General features: G+C 60.9%; 13 protein-coding genes and 1 pseudogene. 8 read left to right on the top strand and 6 right to left on the bottom strand.

From position 1 onward, the window contains the following. Positions 1-11: 11 nt before the first annotated feature. From aguA to VF672_RS11200, 6 genes and pseudogenes are all read left to right on the top strand, one after another. Entirely contained in the window at positions 12-1,118 is a 1,107-nt protein-coding gene (gene aguA / locus VF672_RS11175; RefSeq protein ID WP_331104657.1) for an agmatine deiminase, read from the top strand. Between the two features lie 658 nt (positions 1,119-1,776). Beyond that, positions 1,777-3,045 (top strand): OprD family porin, encoded by a 1,269-nt coding sequence (locus tag VF672_RS11180; protein WP_331104659.1) that lies wholly within the window; start codon positions 1,777-1,779, stop codon positions 3,043-3,045. Positions 3,046-3,166: 121 nt separating this feature from the next. Continuing rightward, positions 3,167-3,253 (top strand): annotated as a pseudogene (locus VF672_RS24580) (hypothetical protein); the annotation flags it as partial. Between the two features lie 230 nt (positions 3,254-3,483). Further along, positions 3,484-4,260 carry a helix-turn-helix transcriptional regulator gene (locus tag VF672_RS11190; protein WP_331104663.1) on the top strand — a complete coding sequence of 259 codons (777 nt, stop codon included), beginning with the start codon at positions 3,484-3,486 and terminating at the stop codon, positions 4,258-4,260. 134 nt (positions 4,261-4,394) lie between these two features. Continuing rightward, entirely contained in the window at positions 4,395-4,568 is a 174-nt protein-coding gene (locus VF672_RS11195; RefSeq protein WP_331104665.1) for a DUF1427 family protein, read from the top strand. A gap of 38 nt (positions 4,569-4,606) precedes the next feature. Next, positions 4,607-5,566, top strand: a complete 960-nt coding sequence (locus tag VF672_RS11200; RefSeq protein ID WP_331104667.1) for a zinc-binding alcohol dehydrogenase family protein — start codon at positions 4,607-4,609, stop codon at positions 5,564-5,566. A 36-nt stretch (positions 5,567-5,602) separates the two neighbouring features. Here the strand turns inward: VF672_RS11200 and VF672_RS11205 are convergent, their stop codons facing one another. Beyond that, the gene (locus VF672_RS11205; RefSeq protein WP_331104669.1) at positions 5,603-6,352 is read right to left on the bottom strand and encodes an ABC transporter substrate-binding protein; all 750 of its coding nucleotides are present in this window, start codon (positions 6,350-6,352) and stop codon (positions 5,603-5,605) included. A gap of 143 nt (positions 6,353-6,495) precedes the next feature. Beyond that, the gene (locus VF672_RS11210; protein ID WP_037016364.1) at positions 6,496-6,816 is read right to left on the bottom strand and encodes a hypothetical protein; all 321 of its coding nucleotides are present in this window, start codon (positions 6,814-6,816) and stop codon (positions 6,496-6,498) included. A 406-nt stretch (positions 6,817-7,222) separates the two neighbouring features. On the opposite strand from VF672_RS11210, the gene mqo reads away from it, so the two are divergent. Next, positions 7,223-8,872 carry a malate dehydrogenase (quinone) gene (gene mqo, locus VF672_RS11215; RefSeq protein WP_414705593.1) on the top strand — a complete coding sequence of 550 codons (1,650 nt, stop codon included), beginning with the start codon at positions 7,223-7,225 and terminating at the stop codon, positions 8,870-8,872. A 171-nt stretch (positions 8,873-9,043) separates the two neighbouring features. On the opposite strand, the gene VF672_RS11220 is transcribed toward mqo, so the two are convergent. The 4 genes from VF672_RS11220 to VF672_RS11235 form a co-directional block, all read right to left on the bottom strand. Next, on the bottom strand, positions 9,044-10,789 hold the full coding sequence (locus VF672_RS11220; protein WP_331104671.1) for an OPT family oligopeptide transporter: 1,746 nt from the start codon (positions 10,787-10,789) through the stop codon (positions 9,044-9,046). Between the two features lie 136 nt (positions 10,790-10,925). After that, positions 10,926-11,327, bottom strand: coding sequence for a nuclear transport factor 2 family protein (locus tag VF672_RS11225; RefSeq protein WP_331104673.1), 402 nt, complete (start codon positions 11,325-11,327; stop codon positions 10,926-10,928). 104 nt (positions 11,328-11,431) lie between these two features. Further along, positions 11,432-12,394, bottom strand: coding sequence for a quinone oxidoreductase (locus VF672_RS11230; RefSeq protein ID WP_331104675.1), 963 nt, complete (start codon positions 12,392-12,394; stop codon positions 11,432-11,434). 101 nt (positions 12,395-12,495) lie between these two features. Then, positions 12,496-13,245: an SDR family NAD(P)-dependent oxidoreductase gene (locus VF672_RS11235; protein ID WP_331104677.1), complete on the bottom strand. Its 750-nt coding sequence runs from the start codon at positions 13,243-13,245 to the stop codon at positions 12,496-12,498. A 160-nt stretch (positions 13,246-13,405) separates the two neighbouring features. Between VF672_RS11235 and VF672_RS11240 the strand changes: the two genes are divergently transcribed. Beyond that, positions 13,406-14,280, top strand: an 875-nt coding sequence (locus VF672_RS11240; RefSeq protein ID WP_331104678.1) for a LysR family transcriptional regulator, incomplete at its 3' end; no start/stop codon positions are given.

Raw genomic sequence — 14,280 nt, forward strand, 5'->3', positions numbered from 1 at the left:
TTCTGATTACTGTGACCACTCTCAACAGCACCCCCCGCGCCGATGGCTTCTACATGCCTGCCGAGTGGGCGCCGCAGACGCAAACCTGGATGATCTGGCCCGAGCGTCCGGACAACTGGCGTCTGGGCGGTAAGCCGGTACAGAACGATCACGTCGCGGTGGCCAAGGCCATTGCCCGTTTCGAACCTGTCACCGTGGGCGTGTCGGCTGCACAGTACGACAACGCCCGTGCACGACTGAATGTGCCCAACATTCGCGTTGTCGAGATCAGCAGCAACGACGCCTGGGTTCGCGATACCGGGCCGACCTTCGTCATCAACGACGCGGGCGAAGTCAGGGGTGTCAACTGGGGCTTCAATGCCTGGGGTGGTTTCGATGGCGGGCTGTATGCGCCGTGGAACCTGGATGAGCAGGTCGCCGGCAAGGTGTTGGAAATCGAGCGCTCCCCGCGTTACGTCACCGAGGGTTTCGTCCTTGAGGGCGGCTCGATTCATGTGGATGGCGAGGGCACGCTGATTACGACGGAAGAATGCCTGCTCAATCGCAACCGCAACCCGCACCTGTCCCGCGAAGACATCGAAGCCGTGCTGCGTGATCACTTGTCGGTCGAGAAAATCATCTGGCTGCCGGACGGTCTGTACAACGATGAGACCGACGGTCACGTGGATAACTTTTGCTGCTACGTACGCCCCGGTGAAGTGTTACTCGCCTGGACAGATGATCCGAAAGACCCCAATTTCCCACGCTGCCAAGCGGCCATGGCGGTGCTGGAAAATGCCCGCGACGCCAAGGGACGTCCGTTCGTCGTGCACAAAATGCCAATCCCGGGCCCGTTGTTTGCCACCGAAGAAGAGTGCGCCGGGGTGGATCAAGTGCACGGCAGTCAGGAGCGCAACCCATCGGTGCGTCTGGCGGGTTCTTATGTGAACTTTCTGATCGTTAATGGCGGCATTATTGCGCCGTGTTTCGACGATCCGATGGATGACACGGCCCGCCAAATCCTCCAGCAGCTGTTCCCCGAACACGAGGTGGTCATGGTCCCAGGCCGCGAAATGCTGCTGGGCGGGGGCAACATTCACTGCCTGACGCAGCAGCAACCGGCGCCCCATCGCCGCTGAGTTGGTTCGCTTCTTGCTGTCATCAAGCCCATCAGACGATGGGCTTTTTTATGGGCAGAGGGTTTCCAGTCTGCCCTGGAAAGATGGGATCCCAACGGCGCGTCAATGCGCTCGCGGGTCGCCCATTTGTCACAAAAGCTCCGTAGATTTCGCGGTCCACGACATAAGAGGTTGTCCTTATGAACGCAGGTCATGAGTTGCGAGTGACTCGGGGTTTTTCTGCGAGCAGTGAAGCACGGCAGATAATGGCGGACTGGTTACGGATGACCCATATCCCGACTGAGTGCCAGGAGCAAACGCAGGTGTTGGAGCAACGCGGCGATTTTCGGGAGCTGCTCTCCAAGCGTTACCCCGTCGGGCTGATCAATGACGCAGAGATCGAGGCGATGCTGGGCCTGCTGCACAGCTGAAGCCGGTGTTGTGGAGGCGATCACAGCGATATCCCGTCTCGCTTTGACTTCCATCAAATTGACACCTCGGTAGGCCACGGATAGCATTCGCGCCTCCACCGCCTGTGGCCAAGCGCCATTTACGTGCATCGGTCGTCCACTGCGATGATGTCGTGCGGTCTTCCGGAACTGCCCGGTCCCGGAAGACGCAACTGCCCATCCGGGCATCTGCCACAGCGCGCGATTAATCTGCTCACAAGGACAACACGATGAAACAGCGTATCGGCCTGCTCGCTCTGAGCATCCTCGCCGCCACTCACGCCATGGCGGACGGTCAGGCAGATTCAAAGGGATTTGTTGAAGACAGCAGCCTGAAGATCAACCTGCGTAACGCCTACATCAACCGCGACTACAAAAACGGACCACAGGACCGCTCGGAATGGGGTCAGGCGTTCATGGCCGGGTACACATCCGGTTTCACCCAAGGTGTCGTGGGCGTTGGCGTTGATGCATTCGGTCTGTACGCGGCGCGTCTGGACGGTGGCAAGGGCAAGAGCGGCGCGGGCGGCATCGACTTCTTCAAGCAGGGCGACAGCGGCAACGCGGCGGACGACCTGTCGCGCTTTGGCGGTGCGATCAAGTTCCGTGTCTCCAATACCGAACTGAAGTACGGCGACATGATGCCGGAACTGCCGGTGCTGACGTACGACAGCTCGCGCCTGCTGCCTGAGTCCTACACGGGCACCCTGATTACCTCCAAAGAGATCAAGGACCTCACGCTGGTGGCCGGCCGCTTCACCGCCGAAACCCGCAAGAGCGCCGAAGGTCGGGACAGCGGTGATCTCAAGAGCATCAACGTGTACGGCGGCAGCTACAAATTCACCGACGCCCTTAGCGCCGCGTTCTACGCCTCGGACGATGAAGACGTGCTGAAAAAGCAGTACGTGAACCTGAACTACGTCTGGGCCATGCCGAAAGACCAGTCGCTGACGTTCGACTTCAACGGTTACAAGACCAAGCTGGACAAGGACTTCGCCGTCGACGATGCCCGCGACAACAAGATCTGGAGCCTGGCGGCGACGTGGGCCGTGGGCATCCACTCGTTCACCCTCGCGCATCAGCGCAGCACCGGCGAGACCGGCTACACCTACGGCGGCTACCGCAACGCAGGCGGCACCGGCGACGGCGGCAACACCATCTACCTGGCCAACTCCTACTGGTCGGACTTCAACGGCAAGGACGAGCGTTCGTGGCAGTTGGGCTACGGCGCGAACCTGGGCACCGTCGTGACCCCGGGCCTGAGCTATCGCGTGGCGTATGTGCGCGGCGACAATATCGACGACGGCAGCGACCGTGGCCGTGGCGAAGAGCGCGAACTGTTCAGCCAATTGACCTACGTGGTGCAGAGCGGTCCGGTAAAAGACCTGTCGGTGCGCCTGCGTAACTCGTTCCTGCGCGTCTCCAACGATGTGGATCAGTACAACGTCGGCGGTAACGAAACGCGTATCTTCGTCGATTACCCGATCAACGTGTTCTGATGCGAAGCCTACTGGCTGAAATGGATCTGTAGGAGCCGGCTTGCTGGCGAACCGTGCGCGTCATTCACCACTACGGTGGCTGAACAAATGCATTCGCCAGCAAGCCGGCTCCTACGGATTTCCTCCGACCAAGATGGATGCTCATCAGTTGACCGAGGAAGGTTACTACGGCATCTACGGCAAGGCCGGCGCGCGCATGGAAATGCCACACAACCCAGACGTGAGGTTTGACGCCGATCCACTGTAGGCGCGCGCTTGCCCGCGAATGCGCCAGATCAGACAACACTGCTGTCGCTGAGCCACGGCGTTCGCCAGCAAGATGGCGCCTACGGACTTCGCCAGTCTCACCATCGACAGAAACGGTCCCCGAACCACTGCACTGGCGATCCCGCCCGCTCTCCCGCTACCATCGCCGCATCCATTCCAGCCGGTTTCATCATGGCAATCGCCGCGCCACCCGACCTCTCCAATACCGCCGTCCCCGTGCAGCCTTTGTCACGGACGTATCCGCGCGGGTTGTACATCGAGCCTCATGAGCATGAGTGGGGTCAGGTGCTGTACGCGATGTCCGGGGTGATGTGGGTCGAGACACCCAACGAAGCGCTGGTGGTACCGCCGCAGCGCGCGGTCTGGCTGCCGCCCGGCGTGCCCCATGGCATTCGGGTGGTATCGGACCTGGAAATGCGCAACATCTACCTGCGTCCGGCGCTCGCTCAGACCCTCGACAGCTCGGTTCAGGTCTTGGAGGTCGGCCGACTGCTGCGCGAGCTCATCGTCGGCCTGGTGGCCGAGCAGGACAAGGCCTCGGATTACTACGACGCGGTGGTGAATCTGGCGTTGCTCGAACTCAAGCGCGCCCGGCGGTCGTTGCTGAAAGTGCCGATGCCCGATGACAGCGACCGCAGGCTGATGAACGTTTGTCAGGCCGTGATGATCGAGCCGTCCATTGATGTGTCGTTCGAACAGCACGCAGAAAACGCCGGCGCCAGCGTGCGAACGTTGTCCCGGCTGTTTCAGGCAGTGCTCGGCATGGGCTTCGCCGAATGGCGCCGGCAGGTGCAACTGGCGACGTCCGTGGCGGAGATCATTCAGGGCGTGCCAGTCAGCACCATTGCCCGCTCGATGGGGTATTCGCCGAGCAGCTTCAGTGACATGTTTCGCCGGGAGCTAGGCATGGCGCCTTCCCAGTACCCGGTCGTCGACGCTGCGAACTGACGCCCGCACATGCTTCTGTCCGAAATTCAGAAGCCCTTGGCCGGTAGCCCTTGCCGACCCTCCTTACACTCTGGTCATCGCTTAACGCAGTCGCGCCGCCGTCGAGCCGCGCGCCTCACGCCCCGGAGTTTGTCATGAGCTATGTCATTTCCCTCGCAATCGGTATTGCCGTTGGCTTGCTGTACGGCCTGCTGGATTTCCGCTCACCCGCGCCGCCTCTGGTTGCGCTCGTCGGCCTGCTCGGCATGCAGGCCGGTGAATGGCTGTGGCCCGCGGGCAAGCAGTTCTTTGCCGGCATGGCTTCCTGAACCGACGACTCCTTTTCCCAACGTTGGATGAACCCATTATGAAAGCACTGCAATTCTCCCGCACCGGCGACCTGGCCGCGCTGGAAGTCGTCGATCTGCCTACGCCGGTACCGGCGGAGGGTGAAGTCCTGGTGCAGATCAAAGCAGCGGGGCTGAACCCGAGTGACGTCAAAAACGTCGTCGGCCGCTTCCCCTACACGACCCTGCCACGCATTCCGGGTCGTGACTTTGCGGGGGTTGTGATCGAAGGCCCGCAGGCGCTGATCGGCAAAGACGTGTGGGGCACCGGCAAGGAAATCGGTTTTGTCCGCGACGGCTCTCACGCGGGGTACATCACACTGCCGGCCAAGGGTGTGGCGATCAAACCCGCGTCGCTGAGTTTTGCCCAGGCCGCCAGCCTGGGCGTTCCATACACCACCGCGTGGGACGCGCTCGAGCGCAGCCTCGTCCAGGCCGGCACTCGACTGTTGGTCATTGGCGCGAATGGCGCGGTCGGAAGCGCCGCCATTGCGCTGGCGAAAGTGCGGGGCGCCCATGTGCTGGCGGCGGTGCGTAAGCCAGATCAACTGAAAGCGCTGCAAGAGCAAGGCTTCAATGCAATCCAGCTCGACAAGCCGGAAGACCTCGGCGCGCAAGTAAACGCCGTGTTTTCAGGCGGTGCCGACGTGATCTTCGACACCACCGGCTTCTGGTTGCCGGCGGCGGTCCCTGCTCTGGCCCCGTTCGGTCGCATCGCAATCATCGCCGCCCCGGTGGACGGCCACGTGCAATTGCCCGCGCTGGCGCTGTACCGCAAAGGCGGCTCGGTGGTAGGGATCAACTCGCTGCTATACGGCGTAGAAGCCTGCGCACAGATGCTGGAGCAGTTCGGCAAGCTTTTTGATGAGGGGACCTTGCCGCTGCCAATCGGATTGTTCGAATCACCCCTTGAAGAAGGGTTGGCGCGCTACGCCGAAGTGAATCAGGGCGGTGCAGACAAGGTGATCCTGCTGCCGTGACAGCGGAGCACGAACCGGTGAGCAGGGATGCCCCGGTTACTGAACGGACAGGCCTTTGAGATAGTCTTCCTGGGCGCGTTTGATCGCGCCGTTTGACCGAAGGGTGTCGATCGCCGCCCTCAGCGACTCGACCATTTGCGGGTCGCAGTCTTTCGAGCATGCCAGATACAGATCGGCGGTCATCAACGGCCTGCTCATCACCAGCAACCGTTGACTGATCTGCTTCCAGATATAGAGCGTTTCCGGCACGCCATTGAACCATGCATCGACCCGCCCTTTGAGCAGCATCAGCGCCGGGTTTTCTCCGATCTTCAGCGGGTAAATCTGCGCGGCGGGAAAGCCTTCCTCGCGCAACCGCATTTCCTGCGCCGAGCCGCTGCCAACGGCAATCAGCTTGAAGGTCTTGCGCGCCTCTTCAAAACTGTCCACATGCCGATCGAGGCTGAAAAACGCCCTGTCCATCGTCATCAGCGGAGCGATCCAGGTGAAGCTGTCTTCCCGGCTTTGAGTGCGGGTCAGTGGCGCGATGAGCCTGTTGGTGCCAAGCAGGACATCGCGTTGCGCGCGTGGCCAAGGCGGCGCGAGCAGGTGCGCGGTATACCCGGCTATCGCCATGGCTTCAAGGGTGATGTCTCCCGCGATCCCGTGACGGTCCCCTTGGCTGGCCATGGTCAGCGGCGGCGCTTCGGCCACGTACACGTCAACGGAGGGGAGCGCATACGCCAGCGACGAACACGCCAAAAGCGCCCCGGCCGCGTAGCGGATACAACAGGAAATCCATTTCATGGCAGTTATGCTCAACGAAAAGTGGGGCATCGGAACAGGTCGTTTGCCTGGCGTGCTACCAGTCTGGCACCTGTTCGTTGTCTCTGCCGGGCACAGCGCGCATCCTGCGTAAGATCCGGTGCAAGCGGTGTAAAAATGGCGAATCAGGTCTTGTTGTGCTCGTTGGTGTACCGGCCACTCAGCACCCAGCCACACTCCAGCAATGTCTCGATCCAGTCCTCGTAAGAGTCATCGACGTCCAGCAAATTCATGAACTGGTCCTCGATATGGCAGCGAAAGGTCTGCTCCTCAACGTTCCACTCGACATCCCGAATCCGCCAGACGCGCTGCATCGGCAGCTGAATGTTCAAGCCGTGGAAGGGGACGAACGGCAGTTCAACCTCGTAAAGCAGCTTGGACCATTCGGACGAAATCTCCGGGGTCTGGTGAGTCCAGACGTACTTGATCAATCGGACTTTGTGCACGGTTGGGCCTTCTATCGTGTTTCTGATGGCGGGTCGCTGTCCTGACGCAGACGCGATGGCCCGTTGGATGGGTATACGTTACTAGATGGAGGCGGGATGGGGGAGGGGTCGTGCCATCCATTTGATCATCCAGCATTGCCCGTTGATGCGATCGATTCATATCCAGGCGCCATCCGTCGATTGTCCGGACACGGAGCCTGACGACCCTGTCGGAAAAGTAAGTGCATGACTTCGGCGCAATCCGCGCGGGTCAGTCACGGGATGTCGAGGTAGCCAGCGAAGCGCAAAACGGCGTTGGCGTGCTCCTTAAAGCCAGCGGCGGATGCGCCTGCCTTCACACTCGTTGACAGGCTTTCAATGCGCTGCAGAGAATTGAAATGTGGGGAGGGACGACATGAAAGGTGCAATGTTCATGGTGATGGCCGGCTTCGGTCTGTCGTTGAATCTGTGCAGCGCGCAGGCCGCTGAAACGCGAAAGGTGGATGTTCTGTTGGTGGGCGGCGGCATCATGAGTTCGACGCTGGGTATCTGGCTAAACGAGCTTGAACCCGGTTGGTCCATGGAAATGGTTGAGCGTCTCGACGCGGTGGCCGAAGAGAGCTCCAACGGCTGGAACAATGCGGGCACCGGACATTCAGCCCTGGCGGAGCTCAATTACACGCCGGAGGACAAGGACGGCAAGATCAACATCAGCAAAGCCGTGGAGATCAACGAGGCGTTTCAGATTACTCGCCAGTTCCTTTCGTGGCAGGTCAGGCAAAACGTGCTGAAAAACCCGCGTTCGTTCATCAACTCGACGCCGCACATGAGCTTCGTCTGGGGCGATGACAACATTCGGTTTCTGAAGAAGCGCTACGAAGCTTTGCAGGCCAGTCCGCTGTTTCGTCCCATGCAGTATTCGGAAGACCCCGAGCAAATCAAGAAATGGGTTCCGCTCATGATGGAAGGCCGGGACCCCAATCAGAAGCTTGCAGTGACCTGGACGCCGATTGGCACGGACGTTAACTTCGGCGAGATAACCCGTCAGTACGTGAGCTATCTGCAAAGCAGGCCCAACTTCGCGCTCAAGTTGTCCAGCGAAGTTAGGGACATCACCCGAAACGATGACGGTTCATGGCACGTCGAATATAAAAACCTGAAGGACGGCACTGAGTCGGCCACTGACGCCAAGTTTCTCTTTATCGGTGCCGGCGGCAGCGCAATTACCCTCTTGCAGAAATCAGGCATTCCGCAAGCGAAGGAATACGCAGGCTTCCCCGTAGGCGGCTCGTTTCTGGTCACCGAGAATCCGACCATTGCCGAGCGCCATATGGCCAAGGCCTATGGCATTGCGTCCACCGGCGCGCCACCCATGTCGGTTCCTCACCTGGACACCCGCGTGCTGGACGGCAAGCGGGTCATTCTGTTCGGGCCATTTGCGACGTTCTCTACCAAGTTCCTGAAAGAGGGGTCTTACTTTGATCTCTTCGGCAGCATGACGCTGCACAACATCTGGCCAATGACCAAGGTCGGCATCGATCAATTCGATCTGGTTGAGTATTTGGCAGGCCAGCTGATGCAGTCCGATGACGACCGCTTTAACGCTTTAAAAGAGTATTTTCCGCACGCGAAGAAAGAAGACTGGCGGCTGTGGCAAGCCGGACAGCGCGTCCAGATCATCAAGCGGGATGAGAAGAACGGCGGCGTGCTCAAGCTCGGAACCGAGGTGGTCAGCTCCGAAGACGGCAGCATCGCCGGCCTGCTTGGCGCTTCGCCTGGCGCCTCAACGGCCGCACCCATCATGCTCGATGTGATGCAAAAGCTGTTCAAGGACAAAGTGGCTACGCCCGCCTGGCAGGACAAAATACGCCAGATCGTTCCCAGCTTTGGCACGCACCTGAATGACGACCCCAAACGTGTGATGGAAGAGTGGACTTACACCTCCAACATCCTCCAACTGACGCCGCCTCCCAACATTGGCAATCAACCAGCCACCGTCAAACCGGACATCGACCCGATTAAACAGGACAAAAGCGACGTTGATCCTGATCTCAATCCGGAGCCGCTGGAGTTGTAGCGTTCGACCGTCCGCCAAGAGCCTGGGCTTCCGGGCCCTTGGCGGCGCTTTATGTGCCTGTTTGCAACTGCCTCAAGCTCGGCCGTTAAGCTGAGGCATTAAGCGTGTACGAGAGCACCTCGCCCTGCCAGACGTTGTGCCGACCTAGTGCGTCTCAGCCGCTTCAGCGCCCTATACATTGCGCAGCATTTCCCAAAGCGACGCGCCCACCCCGGTGATGCTCTCCCCGGCGATCAGGCCCGCTGCCGCAGTGATCGCGAATCGCTTGGTGACGCTGGGCCAACGGCAGCTGACCAACCAGGTCAGAACGGCACCAAGGCCCATCATCACGGAGGTCGAAGCTGGCAACACGAATGCCAGCCCCAGCGCAGCGGTGCTCGGCAACCAGCGGGCTGCGCGTTGCGGCAGCAGGCAATCCATAGCGCCCAGCAGCACGCCGAAGGCGCTGCCGATCACGATCGCCCAGCGCACCTCGGGCGACAGCGATGCAAGCCCGTGGGTCAGCGTTTGCGCCACCGCCTTCCAGGTCGCAACGGCGGGTGCCGGCCATTGCTCGGTGAGCAGCATCGTCTGCGGATCAGGAATCAGCATCAGGTACACCAGAACCCCGACCACGCTGCCGATGGAGATGCCAATGCACTGGGCAATAAGCTGCTTGTGCGGCGTCGCGCCAATGGCCAGGCCCACCTTGAAGTCGTTCATCAGGTCGGTCGATTGCCCGGCAGCGCCCCCGGCCGTATTGGCGCTCATCAGATTGATCGCGACCTGGCCCGGCGCAATCAAGCCGAAGCTCAACTGCGACAGCTTGCCGATGGCGCCAATCGGGGCAATGCCGGTGGCGCCCACGACGCGCGCGGCGACCACCGCCAGGCAAATCGCCAGCGGAATACTCAGCAGCGCCATCCACAGGTCGATGCCGAACAACTGCGTCTGCAGGAAAACCACCAGAACAATCGCGAGCAACATCCCCAGCGCCGGCAGCGGCGAGAAGCGCACTTTGGCGCGAGGGCCCTGATCGGCCCGCGTGCGCTTGGGCACTTGAAAGAGTCGCACCGCCAATGACGTCAGGGTCGCACACACCATCAAACTCACGCCCGGCCACAACAGCCATTCCACCAGCTTGGCAAATTGAGGGCCGTTGGCGTTCGGGGCCAGCACCACCAGCGCATGGTCAATCAGGTACGGCGCGAGTCCGCCCCAAGCCAGCGCTGCGCCCAGCAGCAACGTCAGGCCCACGCGGATGCCAATGATGCCGCCGAAGCCGATGAGCAATAACGAAGGGTCCAAGGTGAAGGTCAAACGCTCCAAGGCCGAATTGGGCGCCCAGCGCGGAATCGCCCAGATAAATTCGTCGATCCACTTAAGCCCGCCGGACAGCAACGCGGCGACGGACAGCACCTTGATCCGCGCCACCGCTTCTTGTCCGTGATGGTAGATCTGCTTCAGCGTTTCCAGCGTCGCCATGCCCTCGGGGAAGGTCAGGCCATGGTCATTCAGCAACGTCGGGCGCAGATACCACGCGATCCAGATGCCCAGAAAACTCACGGAAAACACCCAGGCCATCATGGGCAGCGGGTCGAGCTGTTGACCGGTCAGCAGCGTGTAGGCGGGGATCGGCGCAACCAGACCGCCCGAGACAATCGAGGCCGCCGCTGATGCAACGGTCTGGTTGATGTTGCTTTCGTGCAGCGACCACGCAGGCCCTTGCTGCCTGTTTCTGGCCAAGCCCTGCCACAGGCCAAAGCCGATCAGCAGCGCGATGATCGACATGTTGAAGGACCAGCCAATTTTCAGCCCGGCGTAGACATTCGACGGCGTCAGCAGAACGCCCAGCACGGCACCGGTCAGCACCGCGCGCACGCTTAATTCACGTTGGGCGCGGGCATGGGGCAGGGCGGTAAATGCAGGATTTCCCATGACAGATCCTTCCTGGCGGTCGCAAGAGTGACTCTGCACAACTGAGCCCCCACATCGCCGAAGGTTCACCACCGGCCTGGTGCCGTCCATTTGTACGCGTCATTGCACGCGCTGCGCGGCGGCCATCTGTCGCAAATTACTGCGGTGGCGCATCCAGCAACACCCACAGCCGCACGATCTTCCCGTCAATGATTTCCGCCACGTCGGCACCGGTGACAACGACCGGACCTTCCTTTGGCCCCGCCTGCCAGCGCAAATACGCCATCCCGTGATGCCCCACCGCAACGCCCTGCGCCACGAAAGAAAAGTCAGGCCCGAATTGCTCAAGCAATGCGCCGGCCACGTCTGAAATGGCCTGCTTTCCGGTGACGACGCCATCGGGCTCGTACATCGTGGGGTCGACAGAAAACAACGCTTCGATGGCAGCGATGCGTTTGTCGGCGTCTCGCTCGCTGAATACCTGCTCCAGATTGGCGCGCAGGATGGCGTTGAAATCAGGTGCAGACGAGGCGGGCGGGGTTTCGTGTGGCTGGGCCATGGCAATACCTTCGATGGGAGTAGACAGGAGACTAGACGTTGAAACGGGTGCAGCGCCTGTCGCAGCACGCTGCCGGTGGGACACAGCGCGACGGCGGTTCAGCCTCAAGGAATCAACAGGATCGATCCGGTGTGCTTGCGCGTTGCGATGGCCTGATGCGCCAGCGCCGCTTCTTCCAGCCGGTAGCGTGAGAGCTCCAGCGGGCCAAGCGCTCCCTCCCGGAAGCGTTCGAAGACCTCGCTGGCGGCTGCGTTCTGGTTTTCAGCATTGACGTACTGAGGCGTAGAGGGCTGGATGTATCGAATGGCCCGAGAGGCCAGCAGCGTCGTGTCCGGTGTGGCGGCGCCTGAAGCATTGCCCACATGGACAAGATCTGCGCCGTCGCGCAGCGCCTGGATCGAAGCATCCAGCGTCTGCCGGCCGACCAGGTCGAACACGACGTCAACGCCTGAACCGCCATTGGCTGCCTTGATCCGGTCTGCGAGTTCGGGCTCATCTGAGCGCAGCACGGTATCCAGTCCCCAGCCCTCTACAATCCGCGCCTTTTCCGCCGAACCTACCGTAGCGATCACCGTGGCGCCGATCGATTTAGCCCATCGCGCCAGCAAGGTGCCGACGCCACCGGACGCACCATGCACAACAACGGTCTCGCCTGCTTGCAGAGCATGGACCTGCTTGACCAAGGCCCAAGCTGTCAGCCCTTTGGACATTAGCCCCGCCGCCTGCTCGCTGGAGATGTCGGCGGGCAGCTTGATCAGCGCGCTGGCGTCGATCACGCGACGGTCTGCGTAGGCGCCGGGCGCAAAGAAATAACCGACGCGATCACCCGCTTTGAGATTTGAAACATCAGGCCCGACGGCTTCGACAACGCCGGCAGCTTCTACGCCCATGCCGAACGGAAGCGGTACTTTAAAGGCGCCATCCCTGAACAAAGTGTCAGCGAAGTTCACCCCGATCGCCTCATGGCGTAACGACACCTGCCCACGCGCGGGCTTTTCGAGCGTAAAGGTTTCGTACTGGAGAACTGCGGGGTTGCCCTGCTGGTAGATCCGGATGCGTTGCGTCATGGTCGCCTCGTCGAGAAAACGTTATGAAGAGCCCAGGCCAGTTGCGCCGCACCGCTAAACGCGGCATGACGCATCGACCCTATTGCGCGGTGTTGAATCGATCAGGCGCTCTGGCCGCCATCGACGTTGAGGGTGGCGCCGGTGATGTAAGACGCATCCGGGCCTGCGAGGAATGAAACCGCTGCGGCGATATCCTCAGGCTGTCCGTAACGACCCAACGCTGCGAGGCCCGCCAGGAAGGGCGCATGGTCGGCTGTTTCAGGGTTCATCTCGGTGTTGATCGCGCCGGGCTGAATGACGTTGACCGTGATATTGCGCGGCCCCAGATCCCGCGCCCAACCACGGCTATAAGCCGCCACGGCGGCCTTGGTCGCGATGTAATCCGCAGCGCCAGGAAACGGCACGTGGTCGGCGCCGGTTGTGCCCAGAGAAATGATTCTTCCGCCGTCGTTCATCAGACCCACCGCGGTGCGCACAGCGGTCACCACGCCACCGACGTTTACGGCCTGCTGGCGATCAAACGCGGCGATATCGGCATCGGGGGCGTCAACGGCACCGGTAACAAATACCCCGGCGCTGTTGACCAGGATGTCCAGTCGACCGAAGTGGGCATGAACCTGTTTCACCAGCGCTGCCACATGAGCGGTATCGCCCTGGTCGGCCTGAATCGCTAGCGCCTGCACACCCTGATGCTGGATGTCGGCGACAACGACCTGAGCCTGATCCGGCGATTTTGCATAGCTGAACGCCACATGGGCGCCATCGGATGCAAGACGTCGGGCGATCGCTGCGCCAATGCCACGTGATCCGCCGGTGACCAGTGCCACTTTGCCAATTAGTTGCTGAGCCATTTCGTTTGATCTCCTTGTCGCCAACCGGGATGGATGGCTGCGTTTCGGTGAGATCAATGTAAGAGATAGCCTGAGCGGGATAAATCGGCTAAAAATGACTCCACTGTTCCTGTATGCGTGCTAATCCCATGCGGAACCCATTTGCGGAGCAAGTCGCAGCGTGGATTACTTCACATCCGTTAAAGCGTTCATCCAAGTGGTGCAAGCCGGGAGCTTTGTCACGGCCGCGCAGACGCTGAACCTTCCGCGCAACACCGTCACCAAGCACATCCAGTCGCTGGAAAGTCACCTGCGGGTCAAGCTGCTCAACCGCACCACGCGGCGTATTTCCCTAACCAATGACGGCACTGCTTATTACGAGCGCATGGTGCGAGTTGTGGATCAATGGCTGGAAGCGGAGTCGGATCTGATCAGTGCCCAGGCGCGTCCTCATGGACGGCTGCGCGTTGACATGGGGCCGACCATGGCAACCATGCTGGTACTGCCCGCGCTGCCGGACTTCCAGAAGCGCTATCCCGAACTGCAACTGGATATCGGCGTGAGCGACCGCCCCGTCGATTTACTAGGGGACCGAGTCGATTGTGTCATTCGTGGCGGCACATTAAGCGACCCTTCGCTCATCGCCCGCCGACTGGGCAGCCTGGAGTTCGTGACGTGCGCAACGCCAGAGTATCTGGCCAGCCACGGCACACCCCTGCACCCCAGCGACCTGGAAAACGGCCATCAGATGGTCCGCTATTTTTTCGCGGGCACCCACCGCAGGCTGCCGGTTGAATTCGTCAGAGCGAACGAGCGCATCACCGTCGAGGCTGACTACTTCGTAGCCGTAAACGACTCGAACGCGCTGCTTGTTGCCGCGCTCGCCGGCATGGGAGTGTTGCAAACGCTGAGGTTCATGGCGGAACCCCATTTCAAGTCCGGCGCCTTGATTCAGCTTTTGGAAGACTGGTCTCTGGAGCCGAACCCCATCTACATCGTCTACTCCCCCAACCGACACCTCAGCGCCCGCGTGCGGGTATTCGTCGATTGGCTGGT

It is taken from the genome of Pseudomonas sp. (genome assembly GCF_036387035.1).
Lineage (GTDB): Bacteria > Pseudomonadota > Gammaproteobacteria > Pseudomonadales > Pseudomonadaceae > Aquipseudomonas.

Excerpts from the sequence above, each read along its gene's own strand:
- VF672_RS11230 (WP_331104675.1), bottom strand. The coding sequence starts at position 12,394 with ATGACGCAACGCATCCGGATCTACCAGCAGGGCAACCCCGCAGTTCTC.
- VF672_RS11200 (WP_331104667.1), top strand. The coding sequence starts at position 4,607 with ATGAAAGCACTGCAATTCTCCCGCACCGGCGACCTGGCCGCGCTGGAA.
- VF672_RS11225 (WP_331104673.1), bottom strand. The coding sequence starts at position 11,327 with ATGGCCCAGCCACACGAAACCCCGCCCGCCTCGTCTGCACCTGATTTC.
- VF672_RS11220 (WP_331104671.1), bottom strand. The coding sequence starts at position 10,789 with ATGGGAAATCCTGCATTTACCGCCCTGCCCCATGCCCGCGCCCAACGT.
- VF672_RS11195 (WP_331104665.1), top strand. The coding sequence starts at position 4,395 with ATGAGCTATGTCATTTCCCTCGCAATCGGTATTGCCGTTGGCTTGCTG.
- mqo (WP_414705593.1), top strand. The coding sequence starts at position 7,223 with ATGTTCATGGTGATGGCCGGCTTCGGTCTGTCGTTGAATCTGTGCAGC.
- VF672_RS11180 (WP_331104659.1), top strand. The coding sequence starts at position 1,777 with ATGAAACAGCGTATCGGCCTGCTCGCTCTGAGCATCCTCGCCGCCACT.
- VF672_RS11190 (WP_331104663.1), top strand. The coding sequence starts at position 3,484 with ATGGCAATCGCCGCGCCACCCGACCTCTCCAATACCGCCGTCCCCGTG.
- VF672_RS11205 (WP_331104669.1), bottom strand. The coding sequence starts at position 6,352 with ATGAAATGGATTTCCTGTTGTATCCGCTACGCGGCCGGGGCGCTTTTG.
- VF672_RS11235 (WP_331104677.1), bottom strand. The coding sequence starts at position 13,245 with ATGGCTCAGCAACTAATTGGCAAAGTGGCACTGGTCACCGGCGGATCA.